Genomic DNA, 19,363 nt, shown 5'->3' on the forward strand with positions numbered 1-19,363 from the left:
AAAACTATCTGTTTATAGCTATATCTTGTAATATCTCGCCTAATGTGGGATGCGTATGTATAATATCGGCAAAGTGGGGGAGAGTTATTTCACAATTCATGAGTGCGGCAATCTCCTGTACCATATCTGCAGCATGCGCTCCATAAATATGGCACCCGATGATCTTATCGTTTCGATTATCCGTAATAATTTTTACCATACCTTCCGAAACTTCACTTGCCAAAGCCTTACCGTTAGTACGATAATATCCCTTGTATTCTTTACAGTCTATACCTTGTACTGCACATTGTTCAGCCGTCAGTCCCACACAAGCAGCTTCCGGAACTGTGAAAACGGCGGCAGGCATGATGTCAAACCGAATGCTATCGCTTTTCCCTAAAATATGATTAACGGCACGAAATCCTTGAAATATCGCTGCATGGGCAAGCATCTGTCTTCCATTTACATCACCAATAGCATAGATGTGGGGAATGTTTGTCTGCATATTCTCATTTACCGGAATACCTTTTCCGCTATATTCCACGCCAGCATTTTTAAGATTCAGCTCTTTTACATTGGGTACTCTTCCCGTTGCAACAAGAACCGTATTCGCTATAATCGTAGTTTCTTTTCCTTTTCTTTCAAAAATAACACTATCATCAGTAATTGCTTTAACAGAAGACTGAAGATAGAATTTTATGTTTCTTTTCTCCAAACATTTGCGCAACCGTTTGGCAATATCGCTGTCCATTGTAGGTAAACATTCATTCATAAACTCTACAAGTGTAACATTGCTGCCAAACCTTTGAAATGCAGAAGCAAATTCCATTCCTATTACACCGGCACCTATAATACAAAGATTTTCCGGGATATGTTCAAAATCGAGTAATTCTGTGGAAGTAACAACGCACTTAGAGCTAATCCCGTCGATAGGAGGGAGTTTCGCATGTGCACCTGTCGCAATGATTATATTATCGGCTGTAAATTCATCTTCACCTACTTTGATAGTCTTTGCATCTTTAAAAAAGCCTTTTCCCTGCTGCACGAATGTAATACCGGGTTGCATCATTAGTGTTTCAATACCGTTGCGCAACTGTTCGACAACATGTTTTTTGCGTGCAAAGACACGCCGGAAATCACTACAATCTCCGATTTCCGCATCATGTGCATAGCATTTCGTAGGAATACATCCAAAGTTCAGACAGGTACCACCTGCATGTTTGTTTTCGATTATAGTTACGGTAAGACCATGCTTTACAGCATATTCGGCTGCGCGATATCCACCGGGACCACAACCTATGATTATAAGATCAGTCTTTGTCATTTATCAATTGTTTATAAGTAAGGATAGGATGTTTAGCGGCCAACACATCGTCTACACGAGATATTGGTGTTGTATGTGGCGCTTTTTTTACGATTTCCGGCATCTCAGATGCTTCTTGAGCTATCTTTCTCAAAGCTTCTATAAAGCCATCAATGGTATTCTTACTTTCATTCTCGGTAGGCTCGATCATCATAGATTCGTGGAAGAGTAACGGAAAATAGATGGTAGGAGCATGATAGCCGTAGTCGAGAAGACGCTTTGCCACATCCATCGTTGTTACCCCAGTACTTTTGTCTTTTAGTCCATTGAATACAAATTCGTGCTTACATAGGCCTTCTATCGGTAATTCGAAAACATCTTTAAGCGACTCTTTGATATAGTTTGCATTTAAAGTTGCAAGCGAACCGACTTTCTTCAAATTCTCTTTACCAAGTGTAAGGATATAGGCATAAGCACGAAGTTCTACAGAAAAATTACCATGATAAGGATTGACGATCGGAAAAAAGCGTTCCAAACCTTTGCGTACACCTACAGGCCCGCTCCCCGGGCCACCTCCTCCATGAGGAGTAGAGAATGTTTTATGAAGGTTAAGATGTGTTACATCGAATCCCATATCTCCCGGTCGACATTCGCCAAGCATAGGGTTAAGATTGGCACCATCATAATATAAGAGTGCTCCACAGGCATGAACGAGCTCTGCTATTTGGGGTATATCTTTTTCAAACAGCCCTAAAGTGTTGGGATTTGTCATCATCATAGCGGCGACAGTGTCATCCAATAGCTCACGAAGATCATCCATATCGATGATACCTTCGGGAGTACTCTTCACTTCCACGACATCAAGTCCGCAGACTGCAGCCGATGCAGGATTGGTACCATGGGCCGAATCGGGTACAATAACTTTGGTACGCTTATCGTCGTTCCTACTTTGGTGGTAAGAACGGATAATCATCAATCCCGTAAGCTCGCCATGAGCTCCTGCACAAGGATTGAGTGTGAAGCTGTTCATGCCCGTGATTTCCGAGAGAGCATGCTGTAAATTTTCGTATACTTCATATGCTCCTTCTACTGTATCTTGTGGTTGAAGCGGATGCAAATTGCAAAAAGCCGGATGATTGGCAATCTCTTCATTGATACAGGGATTGTACTTCATTGTACACGAACCGAGAGGGTAAAAGCCATTGTCTACACCAAAATTATTTTCACTATGATTAGTATAATGCCTTACAACCGTCAATTCATCACACTCCGGAAGTACTGCATCTTTAGTTCGGCACTGTTCTTTAGGCAATTCATAATGTCCAAAATGGTTTTTGGGTAGACTATAGCCACGCCGACCGGTATGAGATAACTCAAAAATCAGATTACTGTATAACTTGTTATTCATGGCACAAATCTATTAAACGGTCTATTTCTTCTCTACTTCTTTTTTCGGTTACGGCAAACATGATTGTATCATTGGCAACTTTGATTCCCCCGAAAATCCCACGATCGATAAGATGTTTTTGCAGTTTATCCACATCTCCATCGTAGCGCATACAACATTCGTTGAAAAAGGGCCTGTCGTAAGCCAAAACAAAATGGCCAGTCTTATTTAACTGTTCACATAGGTAATGCGCCCCGTCATATGACATTTGAGCCGCTTCTTTCAACCCCTGTTTACCCATAAGCGACATATAAATGGTAACCCATAGCGCCATAAGCGACTCATTGGAGCAGATGTTAGAAGTTGCTTTCTGTCTTCTGATATGCTGTTCGCGTGCCTGCAAAGTAAGTACAAAAGCACGCTGCCCGTTCCGATCCACCGTCTTGCCAACGATACGTCCCGGCATTTTACGCATTAGCTTTTCAGTACAGCACATATAACCCACATATGCACCGCCCCAAGACATCGGAATTCCGAGTGATTGTCCATCGCCTACGGCAATATCTGCGCCCCATTCGCCCGGTGTTTTCAGCAATGCAAGATCGGCAGCTATACTGTTCATAATAAATAGAGCTTTCTGTTCGTGGCATAATTCGGCAAAACCGCTGTAATCTTCTATAATTCCAAAATAATTAGGTTGTTGCACTACGACACCGGCAACGCCCCCCTTGCCGAGTCTTTCCTGCAAATCGTTTTTATCGGTTATACCGCCTGTTGCAGCTATCATTTCTATTTCAATCCCATGAAAGAATGCATAAGTCTTGACAACATTAAGAACTTTGGGATCAAGTGTACCACTGACAAGCACTTTATTCGCTTTTTTCCCCATATTTCCGGCCATCAACACCGCCTCGGCCGTAGCTGTAGAACCATCATACATCGAAGCATTCGACACATCCATGCCTGTAAGTTCCGCCATCATCGACTGGTATTCGAAAATATAGTGCAAGGTGCCTTGTGATATTTCGGCTTGATAAGGAGTGTAACTCGTAAGAAATTCGGAACGCCCGACAATAGATGGAATTACTGCAGGGGTATAATGATCATACACACCGGCACCGGCAAAACAAATCAACTGCTTGTTTTTAGCCCCCAGCGTGTCGAAAAAACGGCGCACTTCAATCTCGCTCTTTTCTTCGGGAAGGTGATATTCGCGACGGAAACGTATGCATTCGGGCACCTCGGAATAAAGATCATCTAAAGATTTTATACCGATCTTCCGCAACATCTGCTCTATATCTTCCTCCGTATGTGGGAAATATTTGTAGTTCATTGGTCGTAGTTCGTGTTTTGATACGGCAACTATACAGATACAGTCGGTATGGGTGCCGTATCTTTATCATGAATTGTCTATTGGTTGCAAAAGTCTTCGTAGGCCTTAGCATTCATCAGTTTATCGAGTTCTGCCTTATCGGAAAGCTCAACTTTGATAATCCAGTTACCGAAAGCATCTTTATTTAAAAGTTCCGGAGTATTTTCGAGTGCCTCGTTCACCTCAACGACAATGCCGCTCACAGGAGAAATCAGGTCGCTTGCAGCCTTCACACTTTCCACAGCTCCAAAATCTTCATCAATCGTAACCTCATCATCTATTTCGGGCATATCCACATATACGATATTTCCAAGTTCGTGCTGGGCGTAATCTGTAATACCGATATAACCGAAATCCCCTTCAACCTTCACAAATTCATGCGACTCCGAATAATAGAGTCCTTCAATAATTTTTGCCATATTATTTCTATTTTTAATTGTTTAATCTTTCTTTTTATCAAGATGCTCCTACAGTCTGTCGAATTTAAGCAGCCATCTGTCGAACACAGGTAATGTATCTGTATGGCATAGATCATCTATCTGTCAATAATAGAGAGTGCATATTACAGATACTGTTCGCAGACCTCGGCCCATACGATTTATTTCTTATAATGTTTATCGTAGAACTTCTTCTTGATTACAATGGCTGGGAAAAGTTTTTTGCGTATCTGTATGTCTACTTCGGTACCAATTTTCGTGTACTCCGTATCGATGAGGGCAAAGGCGAAACTATGGTCTACGCTGATACCACGGTAACCGGTTGTAATTATTCCGACTTGCTTACCATCTTTCATCACGGCATAGCCGTGGCGAGGTACAGCACGGTCTTCCAAAGCAAGACCTACGAGTTTTTTATCCACCCCGTGAGTCTTTTGTTTGATAAGGGCTTCTTTGCCGATAAATTCTTCTTTATCCAACTTGCAAAACATGCTTAATCCGGCCATAACAGGAGAAATTCCTTCCGATAATTCATTACCATAAAGAGGTAATCCGACTTCAAATCTGAGCGTGTCACGGCATCCAAGTCCGCATGGTTTACAGCGATTGCTTGCCATAAGTTTATCCCATTGGTTTCGGATAAAACTATGCGAGCCGTATATTTCGAACCCGTCTTCGCCCGTGTAGCCCGTACGACTGATAATCACGGTTTCTCCCTCAAGCTCCAATGTTTTTGCTGTATAGAACGCGAGTTCTTTGCATGGAATACTTAAAACTTCTTCAACAACGGCTTCTGCTTCCGGACCTTGCACGGCTAACTGACCGTAGTAATCTGAACAGTGATCGATGGCGACGTCGAAGCCTTCAGCATTTTCGCGCATCCAATCTACATCTTTACCGATGTTGGCAGCATTGATAACGATAAAAAACTCGTTTTCTGTCATCTTATAAACGAGCAGATCATCTACCGTTCCGCCATCTGCATAGAGCATCATTCCATAGAATACTTTCCCTATCGGGGCATTCGTAATATCATTGGTGAAGATGTGATTGACGTAGCGTTCGGCATCTATGCCCGTTACATATACTTCGCCCATGTGGGAAACATCGAAGACTCCGCAGTGACAACGCACAGCATTGTGCTCTCCGATGATGGAGGAATATTGGATAGGCATATCAAAACCGCCGAAAGGCTGCATGAGTGCTCCGAGAGCAACATGCTTGTCGTGAAGACAGGTTTGCTTGGTTTCCATATTGTTTAGGTGTTTTTAAATTGGTTCTTTTTTAAAGTAGGTCGACGAAATCTTGCTTTCGCAGGTGAAGTATTATATCATCTATGCGGTCGGGGAGAGCTTTCGAGATTGCTTCCTTATTATACGGTGTGTTTTGCAAAGGTTGCAGAATGCGGTTATCTATGTCGCCCGTCAGAAAGTAATCGCCCATGATATTGATATTTTTTATTATATTATTCTTCAATTCCATACGTATTTCCAGCTCACCTACGTCGTTTATCCGCTGTTTCTTAATCATTGTGTAGCGCGGATTATTACCATAAATGAACTCATCCGCAAGATATTCCTTTTCTATCTCCTCTATGTTCTTGATGTCTTCGGCCGTAAGTTTAAGTTCACGTTTACAAAGGTTGCGCCTTACAAAATCTTTAAATTCGGACAATGTGAGCTGAGTGTAGTCTTTCAGCAATGCAATATGCTGGCGTACACTCTTCACCCCTTTACTCACAAGCTTACTGTCGGACGGCGTGATGCTGGCCACCATATTTTGCATGTCTGTGTCATAAAGCATCGTTCCATGTACAATACTGCGCCCGGGGATATGGTAGAATGCGTTTCCAGATACCTTTTTTCCATCAATCATGATATCGTTTCTACCGCTTGCTACGGCGTCTACCCCCATTTTCTGCAATACTTCTACAACAAGTTGAATATATTTGTTGAAAGTAAAACTCACGTTTTCATCTTTTGTAATATATGAAAACATCACGTTGTTCATGTCGGCATATACGCATCCACCACCGCTTTTTCGCCTGTACATACTTATATTGTTACTTCGGCAATATGCTGTATTTACTTCGTTATCAATGAGTTGGTTGCGTCCGAATATCACAGAGGGACGTACTTGCCACATGAAAAAGCAATCGTCCTCATCCAAATGGCGTGCAATATGTTCTTCCATTGCGAGATAGAAACTCAAACGCCTGTCTTTTTCGGGTATGCTAATGTAAACCATCAGTACGTAGTTTTAAGTATCTTCGATTGCAAATATACATAATATTTATCGATATGGGCAAGGAAAAGCAGAAAGAATATAGGTGAAAGACCTATACAAAAGCGATAACGTTTTTTGTTTATAACGGAGACGGAAAATAATGTGATGCAGCTTACACATTAAGCAGTAGGAATTTAAGTGCCTGAAAGTCTACATTCATTGTCAGGCTTTGCTTTTTGCCTTTGATGAATGTAGCGAGGCGTTCTGGTATTTCGATATTGGTTTTCAGGATATCGTCAACTACTTCTTTGAACTTTGCCGGATGGGCAGTCTCGAGGAATATGCCGACTTCATGCGGTTTTAATTTTTCGGTCAACGCACGGTAAGCGCATGCACCATGTGGATCGAGAATGTATCCCGTCTGTCCGTAGCATTTCTTGATGGCTTCCCTGATTTGATTGTCGGTATATGTAGCTCCCGTGATATGCTTCTTGATGGTTTCCCATGAATTACTGTAGAGATCGAGAATACGTGCGAAATTACTGGGATTGCCAACATCCATAGCATTAGCAATTGTCTGTTTGCTTGGTTTCGGTTTATAGTCTCCCGTCTGTAGATATTGGTAGAACACGTCATTGGCGTTGTTGGCGGCGATGAAACTTTTTATGGGCAATCCCATCTGCTGTGCAAAGAGACCTGCCGTGATGTTTCCGAAATTTCCGCTCGGCACACATATAACGAGATTATCGGCTTTTCGCATTCGTTTCATCTGGGCATAGGCATTGAAATAGTAGAATGCTTGTGGTAGGAAACGAGCCACGTTGATGGAGTTAGCAGATGTAAGGTTGAGCCTACGGTTGAGTTCTTCGTCCATGAAAGCTGCCTTTACAAGAGCTTGACAGTCATCGAATGTTCCGTTGACTTCGATAGCTGTAATATTCTTTCCCAACGTTGTGAACTGGCTTTCCTGTATCTTGCTGACTTTTCCAGCAGGATAAAGTACATAAACATGAATACCGTCTACACCTAAAAAGCCATTGGCGACGGCCGATCCGGTATCGCCGCTTGTTGCGACAAGCACTTTTATTTCTTCTTTTCTTTCTTGCCGGATGAAATGTTGCAGGAGCCTTGCCATAAATCTTGCCCCGACATCTTTGAACGCAAGGGTGGGGCCGTGAAAAAGTTCGAGCGAGTAAATGTTGTCGGCAACTTCTACACAAGGCACATCGAACGATAGTGTATCGCAAACGATTTGTCGCAGAGCAGTGGCTTCTATATCCTCACCGAAAAATGCTTGCGCTACAATATAAGCAATCTCTTGAAACGGCATATCTTGTATATGTTCGAAGAAATCCGTCCCGAGAGGTTCGATACGTTCCGGCATATAGAGCCCACGGTCGGGAGCAAGTCCCCTTATTACCGCGTCACATAAGCCCGCTAATGGTGCATTCTCATTGGTCGAATAATATTTCATTTTACGAAATTGAAGCATTAAAATTAATTATCGGAAAGAGTTTAAAGTTTCATAAATATGTTCATGAACTGTTCGAGATGTAGAAGGCCATATGAACCATATGCGCAACTTACTTCATCATATGTTTGTACATCATCGGGAATAATTCCATGATACCATATTAAAAAAGGAACAGGCTCTTTTACATGCGTTCTTATCTCGACGGGGGTAGGGTGGTCGGGCAATACGGCGATGCAGACAGGCTCTGCCCATTCCTTCACTTTATTATATATCGGGCCTACAATTCTGCTGTCAAGATATTCTATTGTCTTTAGTTTTAGTTCAAGATCACCGTCGTGCCCCGCCTCATCACTTGCCTCGATATGAAGAAAGACAAAGTCGCCTGTTTCCAGTGCCCGTATTGCCGCTTCGGCCTTTCCTTCGTAATTGGTATCGGCAAGACCGGTTATTCCTTCTACTTCAACACGATGCAATCCGGCATACTTTCCTATTCCTCTGATTAAATCGACCGCGGAGATAACGGAACCTTTCGTTATCTGCGGGTATATTTCTCCCAAAGGTTTCATTGAAGGTCTATAACCGCCACTCCATGGCCAAATGCTGTTTGCCACATCCAACCCTCTTTTTGCACGTTCTTTATTAAACGGATGTTCGGAAAGGAGTTGCTGCGACTGCAGGATTAAACTGTTAATAAGATCGGCGGTTGCCTGTCCTGTCATTCTCTCTCCATCGGCTTTATCTGCCCAGCCATCCTCCGGTCGTACCAATAAAGGCCTCCATTCCTCATTCGGATGATCATGTGGGGGAGCACATAAGATATGTTTATTGCCGTTTTTTATAATTAATAGGTGACGATACTGAATACCCGTGATGAATTTGATCTGGTCGTTTCCAAGTTTATCATTCAGATATCGGATAAACATATCGCCTTCTTCTGTCTTCAAATGTCCACCGTGATGATTTTTAATAACACTATTCTCAAGACAGATAATGTTACATCGCAAAGCGAGATCGTCACTATGCATATCGTAGCCGATAGAAGCAGCTTCGAGAGGTCCTCTACCTTCATACACTTTGTTAAGATCATACCCCAAAATAGAGGTATTCGCGACTTCAGAGCCCGGTAAAAATCCCTCAGGAATAGTCATAAGTCTCCCTGTACGTCCATTCTTTGCAAGCAAATTCATATAGGGAGTATTGGCATATTGCAGAAGTGTCTTGCCTCCCAAACGTTCTATCGGATGGTCTGCCATTCCGTCGCCAAGTATAATAATATGTTTCATATATGTTTCGTAAAAACGATTCTTTAAATATTTGCTATCGACATGATATTTGCAAACACGCCCGCTGCGGTAACACTTGCCCCAGCACCGTAGCCTTGTATTTGCATGGGATATTCCTTATATCTCTCTGTCGTGAGAAGCACGATATTGTTGCTTCCTTCTAAATTATAGAAAGGGTGTGTGCTGTCTACTGTCTGCAGAGCAACATTCGTTTTACCGTGATCCATTGTCGCAACAAAGCGCCAATGCTTCTTCTGTTCTTCTAAAAGTTTACGTTTCTTTTCAAATTCTTCATCAAGAATAGGCAGTTTTTTCCAAAAGTCTTCTACAGTTCCTCTAAAAAAATCATCGGGCACGAAGAGATGTTTCTCCACATCTTCCTGTTCTACTTTATATCCGGCTTCACGAGCCAGTATGACGAGTTTTCGAATAACATCGGTTCCGCTTAGATCAATACGTGGATCAGGTTCGCTGTATCCCTGTTCTTTGGCACGTTTTACCGTTTCCGAGAAAGGAACATCAGCTGCAATCTCATTGAATATAAAATTAAGAGTTCCGCTCAATACAGCCTCTATCTTCAGTATTTTATCTCCAGAATTACGTAAATCGTTAATTGTACCGATGATGGGAAGCCCAGCACCGACATTTGTTTCATATCTGAATTTCACACCGCGGGCCAAAGCAGTTTGCTTCAGTTTTATGTAATCGCTGTATTGAGATGATGCTGCAATCTTATTGGCAGCCACAACGCTGATATTATTCTCAACCAAAGTTTGGTATAAAGAAGCTATTTCCTTACTTGCTGTGCAGTCTACGAATACGGAATTGAATATATTCATTCCTACTACATTATCGCGGAGGCTTGTAACATTACTTGGTTCAGAGTTTTTTAAATCATCAAGATAAGTATCAAGGCTTATCCCATCACGGTTGAATACCGCATTCCTTGATGTGGCTATACCTACGACATTCAACTTTAAGCGGCTATGCTCTTTCAGCTCTTCATATTGTGAACGTATTTGTTCCAGCAGCTTTCCGCCAACAGTTCCGACACCACATATAAAAAGATTCAACACTTTGTATTCCGACAAGAAGAATGAGTCGTGTATGACATTGAGGGATTTTCTTAAAGACATATTGTCCACAACGAACGAAATATTTGTTTCACTCGCTCCTTGCGCACAAGCTATCACACTGATGCCGCTTCTACCCAAGACACCAAAAAGTTTGCCTGCTATGCCCGGTGTGTGCTTCATATTTTCACCGACAATAGCGATTGTAGCAAGATTGCTCTCTGCATGCATAGGGAACATGGCGCCCATTTCTATCTCTTTGGCAAATTCTCGGTTCAACACATCCACAGCTTGCTGAGCATCTATATCGCGCACACCGATAGAAGTTGAATTCTCTGAAGAGGCCTGAGAAACCATAAATACAGATATTCCACGTTCAGCCAATGCAGTAAAGATGCGTCGGTTCACGCCAATGACACCTACCATAGAGAGACCTGTAACAGTAATTAAAGTAGTTCCTTTTATACTCGAAATACCTTTGATCGGTTTACGATCATTGGTTATCCTACTCTTGATAATTGTTCCCCGACTATTCGAATTAAATGTATTTTTTACTCTAATAGGGATATTCTTGATGCACACTGGATATATTGTAGGAGGATATATCACCTTAGCCCCGAAATTACAAAGCTCCATAGCCTCAATATAACTCAACTCGTTTATAGTGTAGGCTGTTTTTATCACCTTGGGATCAGCTGTCATAAAGCCATCTACATCTGTCCATATCTCCAACATTTCAGCATCAAGTGCTGCAGCAATAATGGCAGCAGTATAGTCTGATCCGCCTCTTCCGAGATTTGTTGTCTCCGACGTGTTCTTATCACGACTGATAAATCCGGGGACAAGTGATATGCGGGGCAGATCTACAAAGATTTCTTTAACGAATTTGTTGGTAAGTTCGCTATCTAAAGTGTGCTTTCCATGCTTACGTTCTGTTTTTATAAAATCTCGTGAGTCAAACCATTTAGCCCCTTTGATCAAGGTAGCTACAATTTTCGAACTCAGTCTTTCGCCATAACTAACAATCGTATCTTGAGTTTTCTCACTTAAGTCGTGTATCAAAAAGACGCCATAATATATTGATTTTAATTGTTCAAATAGCGAATCTACTGCGTTGAACAAGTCTTCTCTGCTCTTAGGTTCTGTGATAATTGTATCTATCATCTTATGATGACGGTCTACCATTGTGCTAAATTCATCTTTCCATGTATTATCACCTTGCAAAGCCAATTGTCCTGTAGATATTAATTTATCGGTAATCCCCCCGAGTGCACTCACTACAACGATTATAGGTTGCCGTTTTGCTTCTTTCTCTACAATGCGTTTTAAACTTAAAATACTCTTTACGGAACCAACAGATGTTCCACCAAATTTTAGTACTTTCATTTTTCTATCTATATTAATAATGTAAAACCCTCCCCAAAACAAATGGGGTAATGGAAAAACTTGGCAACAAAAATACTAATAAATATTAGGAATACCAATGTTTTTATTGGCAAATTGATTAATTTTGCGGGAGAAATAATATAAATAAGATATTTATGATGGAGGAATATCAATTACGCGTATTGCCTCAACAAGCTTTCTCCGAACAAGCCATTATAGATTTTTTGGCAAAAGATAAAGGTATAGATGCACGAACGGTAACACATGTAAGAATACTAAAACGAAGTATAGACGCGCGGCAGCGTACCGTTTTTGTAAACCTAAAAGTACGAGTTTATATCAACGAACCACCGCAAGACGATGAATATATACGCACTGTATATCCTTATGTGGGCGAAAAACCGCAAGTAATTGTGGTAGGAGAAGGTCCTGCCGGACTGTTTGCATCGCTCAAACTGATAGAACTTGGATTTCGTCCTGTGGTATTAGAGCGTGGGAAAGACGTGCATGAACGTAAAAAAGACCTATCACTCATTACCAAAATACAGAAAGTCGACGGCGAAAGTAATTATTGTTTTGGCGAAGGTGGGGCAGGGGCTTTCTCCGATGGAAAGCTTTATACCCGAAGTAAGAAGCGGGGATCTACAGACAAGATATTGAATGTATTTTGCCAGCATGGAGCTTCTACGAGTATTCTTGCGGATGCTCATCCCCATATAGGTACCGACAAACTGCCGCGGGTAATCGAGAATATGCGAAATACGATATTGAACAGTGGGGGAGAGGTACATTTTCAAACGAAAATGGTATCACTGGTTATTAGGGAAAACTGTGTAACAGGCGTTGAAGCCATCGACCTGCAAAACAATTCAAATAAAATTTTTCACGGACCGGTAATCCTTGCTACAGGACATAGTGGCCGTGATATATATCGGTATTTGGCAGATGCAGGAATTGAAATCGAATCGAAAGGAATTGCCGTAGGTGTACGCTTGGAGCATCCTTCAGAGCTGATAGACCAAATTCAATATCATAATAAAAATGGTCGCGGCAAGTATTTGCCGGCAGCAGAATATTCTTTTGTAAACCAAATTGATGGACGTGGCGTGTATAGCTTCTGTATGTGTCCCGGCGGCTTTGTCATTCCGGCAGCCACAGGGCCACAGCAAATCGTTGTTAACGGCATGTCTCCGAGTAATCGCGGCACGCGTTGGTCTAATTCCGGAATGGTAGTGGAGGTGCGTCCTGACGATATTTATGCCTTGCAAAATACCAAAAAATATTCTATAGAAGGGAAGAATAAAAATGACGTTCTCTCTATTATGCGCTTCCAAGAAGAACTGGAACGCAATTGTTGGTTACAGGGTAATATACGACAAACGGCACCGGCACAACGAATGGGCGACTTTGTCAATAACCGTCTATCGTATGATCTCCCCAAAAGTTCTTATACTCCCGGCCTCATTTCCAGTCCGCTCCATTTCTGGATGCCGAAGTTTATAGTAGAACGTCTGCAACAAGGTTTCCGAAATTTCGGTAAGATGAGTCATGGGTTTCTGACCAATGAAGCTGTGATGATTGCTGTAGAAACCCGCACAAGTAGTCCCGTACGTATCTTACGCGACAAGGAAACACTTCAACACATACGCCTTCATGGTCTCTTTCCTTGTGGCGAAGGTGCCGGATATGCAGGAGGAATAGTTTCGGCAGGAGTCGATGGCGAAAGATGTGCAACGATGTGTGCAGAATATATGACTGCCATCGGAATGTAACCCCAGCTATTTTTATGGTAGTAAAAAACAATAAAAACAGTAGATAAAAATAAGAAATAAGTATAATTATCAGAATTATTTTGTACTTTTGTAGCTCTATATTTAGGTAGTTATATGACAATTTTAACACTATAAACGTGCTAATTTTGAATAACAAAAACTACGCATTAACGTTTTTAAACATTGTACAAATCGATTATGGAAAGGTTAGTTATTAATTCATACAATGAATTTGCAGTACATTTAGGCAAAGAGTTAGGACATTCTGATTGGGTTTTAATAGACCAAGGCCGTATCAATATGTTTGCAGATGCCACATTGGATCATCAGTGGATACATGTAGATGTAGAACGTGCTAAGGCGGAAAGTCCATATAAAAGTACCATCGCACACGGATACCTCACATTATCGTTGCTGCCATACCTGTGGAATCAAATTGTAGAGGTCAACAATATAAAGATGTTGGTAAATTATGGTATGGATAAAATGAAATTCGGAAAGCCGGTGTTAACCGGCAGTCGAGTAAGATTAGTTACCACATTGCATAAAATTGAAAACCTGAGAGGTATATGTAAAACGGAAATTGCATTTAAGATAGAAATAGAAAACGAACATAAACCTGCATTGGAAGGAATAGCAACATTCTTATATTATTTTAATTAAAGTTTTTCCATAGGACTTAATTAACCTGCTTCTTTAAGGCAGTTAAGTTGTAAACCTAAGGAGCATGGAACGGCTAAGTAAGAAATCTAAAATACCCTTTTAATCAGTATACATATACTTTTCATATAATGTACATTATGATAAATAAAAAGCAATATAGCAATGAAAAGACTCCTATTAACTTACATTGCAGCATTTTGTTTAATCCTTAATGCAATGTCTGCAGAAAAAACAGTAAATCTAAGGATTATTCAGACAAGTGATGTCCATGGTTGCTTTTTTCCATACGATTTTATAAATCGCACCCCCAAAAGCGGTTCTTTGGCGCGTGTTATTACTTACGTAGATTCTTTACGAAAGGTCTATGGCAGTAATCTTATTCTTTTAGATAACGGAGACATTCTCCAAGGGCAACCTACCTGTTATTATAGCAATTACATAAAACCGTCTGTGCCCAACGTAGCTGCATCTGTCGTTAATTATATGAAATATGATGCAGAAACCATAGGAAATCATGATATCGAGACTGGTCACGCTGTTTATGATAAATGGATCAAAGAAGTAAAATGTCCTATGCTTGGAGCGAATGTTATTGATACGAAGACAGGAAAGCCGTATCTACATCCTTATACGATCTTACAGCGAGACGGTTTGAAAATTGCAGTTATCGGTATGCTTACACCGGCAATACCCAATTGGCTGAACGAATCTCTATGGAAAGGGCTTAGGTTCGATGAAATGGTGTCTTCTTCAAGGTATTGGATGGAATATATCAAAATACATGAGAAACCTGATGTGGTAATAGGCCTGTTTCATTCTGGAAAGGAAGGCGGTATTGAAACTGCCCAATATCAAGAGGATGCATCGCTGAAAGTTGCAAGGGAAGTCCCCGGCTTCGACCTTATTTTATTCGGACACGACCACACCAAATTCAAAGGGATAGTGAAAAATATAGAAGGAAAGGATGTCGTATGTTTGGATCCTTCTTGCAATGCATATATGATTAGTGATGCTCGAATATCCATAACATTCGATAGACAGCATAACAACACTAATAAAATATTAAAGAAAAACATCGAAGGAGATGTCGTGAACATTGAAAGTCAAGAAATTAACAAAGAATTTATATCAAGATTTCAACCGGAAATAGACTCTGTTATGCAATTTGTTAATCGAAAAATTGGCAACTTCACCCATTCAATTTTTACCCGTGATTGCTATTTTGGAAGTGCTGCATTTACCGATTTCATACACGACTTACAACTCAAAATAACCGGAGCCGATATTTCTTTCAACGCCCCACTTTCTTTTGATACGAGCATATCGGCAGGAGATATACATGTCAGCGATATGTTCAATCTTTATAGATACGAAAATCAAATCTACGTATTGAAGATGACAGGGGAAGAAATTCGTAAACATTTGGAAATGAGTTATGATTTGTGGGTTAATACTATGACCAAACCGGATGATCATATCATGCTTCTGAATGATGATGCCAAGAATGACCAGCAGCGATTTGGATTTAAGAATTTAGCATTTAACTTCGACAGTGCTGCCGGTATAGACTATGAAGTAGATGTTACAAAGCCCAATGGAAAAAAAGTAAAAATATTGCATTTGACTGATGGGCGGCCTTTTGATGAGCACCAATGGTACAAGGTAGCGATGAATAGTTATCGCGGTAATGGTGGCGGAGAGCTTTTAACAAAGGGTGCAGGTATTCCCCGAGAGGAACTGAAGAAGCGTATTGTTTACGAAAGCGAGAAAGATCAGCGATATTATTTAATGAAAGAAATAGAAAGAGCGGGAACTCTGAATCCGCAAGCGCATAATAATTGGAAGTTTGTTCCTGAGGCATGGACAAAACAAGCCCTATTGCGAGATAAACAACTGATATTCGGAAAATAGAAAACGAGTACGAAATGTCTAAAGCATATTGGTTCATATTTTGTAAAGGAGACCTCCTCCTTCAAAAAAATATGGATGGAACATATACAATTCCGCTTAGTATAAAGCCTCCCATAGCAATCAAAGCGTGGACACATATTATGCACGTAACATCAATGGATGACGGAACAGAGGTTCGAGTTTTTTCTATTGATGCCCCCATTACAAACCGAACTGAGTATGAAATGTGCGGATTGCGTGCCTCATACTATAAACTCTCGAGAGACTTGTACCTAAAAGCTGGCAAATGTCAGGAGTTAATTTATTGGGATCATAACACACGTTATTGTGGCGTTTGTGGTACACCGATGGAGATGCACACAGATATTTCAAAGCGATGTCCTAACTGTGGAAAGGAGATATGGCCCCAGTTGGCGACTGCAGTTATTGTATTAGTGCATAAAGGGGATGAGGTCTTACTTGTACATGCTCGTAATTTTAAGAGTGACTTTTATGGACTTATCGCAGGTTTTGTAGAAACAGGGGAAACTTTAGAAGAAGCTGTACATCGGGAAGTTAGGGAAGAAACGGGAATTACAATAACAAATTTGAAATACTTCGGTTCACAACCGTGGCCCTATCCTTGTGGCTTAATGGTTGGCTTTAATGCCGATTATATCGACGGGGATATCCACTTACAGCGTTCAGAGCTTTCAAGAGGAGCTTGGTTTCATAAGGATAATCTTCCGATCATCCCAGAAAAACTTTCTATAGCACGAATGATATTGGACAATTGGCTTGACACTTTTAATCATTAATACATACTTATGGAATTTTTATCAAAAGCACTTGGCTTCGATGCCAAAAACATGAAATTCAAAACAGAATTGGTTGCAGGAGCAACAACCTTTCTCACTATGAGCTATATTCTTGCCGTAAATCCTTCTATTCTTTCAAGTACAGGTATGGATAAAGGGGCCCTGTTTACCGGTACAGCCATTGCTGCAGCCATAGCAACCCTACTACTTGCTTTCATGGCCAAGCTCCCTTTTGCCCAAGCTCCCAGTATGGGATTGAACGCATTTTTTGCCTATACGCTCTGTCAGGCCATGGGATATACTTGGCAGCAATCATTAGCAATTATGCTGATAGAGGGTATAATATTTATTCTCATTACATTCTTTAATATACGCGAACTAATTCTTGACAGTATTCCCAAGAATTTAAGATATGCTATTTCTGCAGGTATCGGCATGTTTATCGCCTTTATAGGACTGAAGAATGCCCATATTATTGTTGCTAAAGAGGGGACTTTCGTAGGTTTAGGTAGCTTTTCTTCTGAATGTATTTTAGGTATTATCGCTATTCTTTTAAGTGGAATTTTAATAGCACGCAATATAAAAGGAGCTTTATTTTATGGTATCATTGCGAGCTCTCTTGTAGGTATACCGTTAGGAGTTACCGTTATTCCTGCAAATTGGTTCCCTATTTCTGCCCCACAGTCGATATCTCCAATATTTTGTCAGTTTGACTTTAATGGCTTTTTCAATATACAAACCCTTCTCGTTGTTTTCTCTCTTCTTATCGTGAATATATTTGATACGATCGGCACTTTGGTCGGATTGGCGGAAAAGACAGGTATTGTACGGCCGGATGGCTCCATTCCTCATGTAAAAGAAGCTATGATGAGCGACGCTATAGGCACCACATGTGGCGCAATGCTCGGTTCGTCTACTCTTACTACATATATTGAAAGTGCATCGGGTATTGCGGAAGGTGGACGTAGCGGACTTACCTCTTTCTTTGTGGGGATACTCTTTCTTGTGTCATTACTACTCTCTCCTATCTTCATGTTAATTCCCAGTGCAGCAACAAGCGGAGCACTGGTATTGGTCGGAGTATTGATGCTCGATTCGGTAAAGAAGATAGATTTGAGTGACGTTTCTGAAGCATTTCCTGCATTTATTACTATGATTACTATGGTATTATGTTATTCTATTGCAGACGGTATATGCTTAGGAATCTTGAGTTATGTTATAGTTAAAGTATGCACAGCCCAATGGAAAGCATTGAATATAACAATTGTAATACTTTCCATACTGTTCATAATAAACTTTATTTTCAGTTGATATATGAAACTGATAAGTTGGGGTTTCATCGGATGCGGTGAAGTAACGGAAAAGAAATCAGGGCCGGCTTTTAACGAGATAGACGGTTCCCACGTAGAGGCTGTTATGAGTAGAAGTGAAGAAAAGGCACGCTCGTATGCCGAACGACACCATATCCGTAAATGGTATACTGATGCTCAGGCATTGATAGATGATCCGGATGTAAATGCTATTTATATTGCTACCCCACCCTCAAGTCATGCCACATTTGCCATAATGGCCATGAAAGCAGGCAAACCTGTTTATGTAGAAAAGCCATTGGCGGCAAGTTATGAGGACTGTGCACGTATCAATCGTATCAGTGAACAGACAGGAATGCCATGCTTTGTAGCCTATTATCGCAGGTATCTACCCTATTTCAAACGGGTTAAAAGTATCATAGATAATGGAATTATTGGCAAAATTCTTAACGTTCAGGTAAGGTTTTCGGTTCCTCCGAGAGATTTGGATTTCAAAGGGAGTCATAATCTTCCATGGAGACTGCAGCCAGATATTGCCGGTGGAGGGTATTTCTATGATTTAGCCCCTCATCAATTAGACTTGTTACAAGAGTTTTTCGGTGTTATAACGCGTGCTCATGGCTATTGTGCCAACAGGGCGCAACTTTACGGGGCAGAAGATACGATCAGCTCGTGTTTCCTTTTTGAGAGCGGTCTTGTGGGAAGCGGCTCGTGGTGTTTTGTAGGTCATCAAAGTTCAAAAGAAGACTGTATCGAAGTTATTGGCGACAAAGGGATGCTCTCTTTCTCTGTTTATAATTATGATCCTATAAAAATTGTTACAAGTGAAGGTACTACAAGTATAATCGTACCCAATCCGTCTTATGTTCAATTGCCCATAATAAAATCCGTAATAGAAGATCTTCAGGGCTTTGGAGTTTGCAACTGTACAAGTGTTAGTGCCACTCCAGTGAATTGGGTTATGGATCGTATTCTCGGAAAGCTATGACA

Annotated in this window: 15 protein-coding genes; 6 read left to right on the forward strand and 9 right to left on the reverse strand. The window is 40.9% G+C overall.

Features of this window, described 5'->3' with window-relative positions; genetic code table 11:
• Positions 1–4: 4 nt before the first annotated feature.
• From lpdA to thrA, 9 genes are all read right to left on the reverse strand, one after another.
• Positions 5–1,303 (reverse strand): dihydrolipoyl dehydrogenase, encoded by a 1,299-nt coding sequence (lpdA, locus tag HMPREF0663_RS10745; RefSeq protein ID WP_004370564.1) that lies wholly within the window; start codon positions 1,301–1,303, stop codon positions 5–7.
• Positions 1,290–2,690 carry an aminomethyl-transferring glycine dehydrogenase subunit GcvPB gene (gcvPB, locus tag HMPREF0663_RS10750; protein ID WP_004370565.1) on the reverse strand — a complete coding sequence of 467 codons (1,401 nt, stop codon included), beginning with the start codon at positions 2,688–2,690 and terminating at the stop codon, positions 1,290–1,292. Before gcvPB ends, lpdA begins: the two co-directional genes overlap by 14 nt.
• Entirely contained in the window at positions 2,683–4,002 is a 1,320-nt protein-coding gene (gene gcvPA, locus HMPREF0663_RS10755) for an aminomethyl-transferring glycine dehydrogenase subunit GcvPA (protein WP_004370566.1), read from the reverse strand. The genes gcvPB and gcvPA overlap by 8 nt, the downstream gene beginning before the upstream one ends.
• Positions 4,003–4,079: 77 nt before the next feature.
• On the reverse strand, positions 4,080–4,460 hold the full coding sequence (gene gcvH, locus HMPREF0663_RS10760; protein ID WP_004370567.1) for a glycine cleavage system protein GcvH: 381 nt from the start codon (positions 4,458–4,460) through the stop codon (positions 4,080–4,082).
• Positions 4,461–4,639: 179 nt separating this feature from the next.
• Positions 4,640–5,731 carry a glycine cleavage system aminomethyltransferase GcvT gene (gene gcvT / locus HMPREF0663_RS10765; RefSeq protein ID WP_004370568.1) on the reverse strand — a complete coding sequence of 364 codons (1,092 nt, stop codon included), beginning with the start codon at positions 5,729–5,731 and terminating at the stop codon, positions 4,640–4,642.
• Between the two features lie 31 nt (positions 5,732–5,762).
• On the reverse strand, positions 5,763–6,725 hold the full coding sequence (gene lplA / locus HMPREF0663_RS10770; protein ID WP_004370569.1) for a lipoate--protein ligase: 963 nt from the start codon (positions 6,723–6,725) through the stop codon (positions 5,763–5,765).
• A 151-nt stretch (positions 6,726–6,876) separates the two neighbouring features.
• Positions 6,877–8,178 carry a threonine synthase gene (gene thrC / locus HMPREF0663_RS10775; RefSeq protein WP_036875487.1) on the reverse strand — a complete coding sequence of 434 codons (1,302 nt, stop codon included), beginning with the start codon at positions 8,176–8,178 and terminating at the stop codon, positions 6,877–6,879.
• A 41-nt stretch (positions 8,179–8,219) separates the two neighbouring features.
• Positions 8,220–9,461, reverse strand: a complete 1,242-nt coding sequence (locus tag HMPREF0663_RS10780; protein ID WP_004370571.1) for a cofactor-independent phosphoglycerate mutase — start codon at positions 9,459–9,461, stop codon at positions 8,220–8,222.
• A gap of 23 nt (positions 9,462–9,484) precedes the next feature.
• Positions 9,485–11,920, reverse strand: a complete 2,436-nt coding sequence (thrA, locus tag HMPREF0663_RS10785; RefSeq protein WP_016665099.1) for a bifunctional aspartate kinase/homoserine dehydrogenase I — start codon at positions 11,918–11,920, stop codon at positions 9,485–9,487.
• Positions 11,921–12,075: 155 nt separating this feature from the next.
• Here thrA and HMPREF0663_RS10790 point away from each other — a divergent pair, with 155 nt between their 5' ends.
• The 6 genes from HMPREF0663_RS10790 to HMPREF0663_RS10815 all read left to right on the forward strand — a co-directional run bounded on the left by HMPREF0663_RS10790 (position 12,076) and on the right by HMPREF0663_RS10815 (position 19,361).
• Positions 12,076–13,692 carry an NAD(P)/FAD-dependent oxidoreductase gene (locus HMPREF0663_RS10790; protein WP_004370573.1) on the forward strand — a complete coding sequence of 539 codons (1,617 nt, stop codon included), beginning with the start codon at positions 12,076–12,078 and terminating at the stop codon, positions 13,690–13,692.
• A 198-nt stretch (positions 13,693–13,890) separates the two neighbouring features.
• Positions 13,891–14,355 (forward strand): MaoC family dehydratase, encoded by a 465-nt coding sequence (locus HMPREF0663_RS10795; protein ID WP_004370574.1) that lies wholly within the window; start codon positions 13,891–13,893, stop codon positions 14,353–14,355.
• A 162-nt stretch (positions 14,356–14,517) separates the two neighbouring features.
• Entirely contained in the window at positions 14,518–16,266 is a 1,749-nt protein-coding gene (locus HMPREF0663_RS10800; protein ID WP_004370577.1) for a bifunctional metallophosphatase/5'-nucleotidase, read from the forward strand.
• A 14-nt stretch (positions 16,267–16,280) separates the two neighbouring features.
• The gene (gene nudC, locus HMPREF0663_RS10805) at positions 16,281–17,063 is read left to right on the forward strand and encodes an NAD(+) diphosphatase (RefSeq protein ID WP_004370579.1); all 783 of its coding nucleotides are present in this window, start codon (positions 16,281–16,283) and stop codon (positions 17,061–17,063) included.
• Between the two features lie 9 nt (positions 17,064–17,072).
• Positions 17,073–18,374, forward strand: coding sequence for an NCS2 family permease (locus HMPREF0663_RS10810; RefSeq protein ID WP_004370581.1), 1,302 nt, complete (start codon positions 17,073–17,075; stop codon positions 18,372–18,374).
• A 3-nt stretch (positions 18,375–18,377) separates the two neighbouring features.
• Positions 18,378–19,361: a Gfo/Idh/MocA family protein gene (locus tag HMPREF0663_RS10815; protein ID WP_004370582.1), complete on the forward strand. Its 984-nt coding sequence runs from the start codon at positions 18,378–18,380 to the stop codon at positions 19,359–19,361.
• Positions 19,362–19,363: the final 2 nt, after the last annotated feature.

It is taken from the genome of Hoylesella oralis ATCC 33269, from assembly GCF_000185145.2.
Taxonomy (GTDB): domain Bacteria; phylum Bacteroidota; class Bacteroidia; order Bacteroidales; family Bacteroidaceae; genus Prevotella; species Prevotella phocaeensis.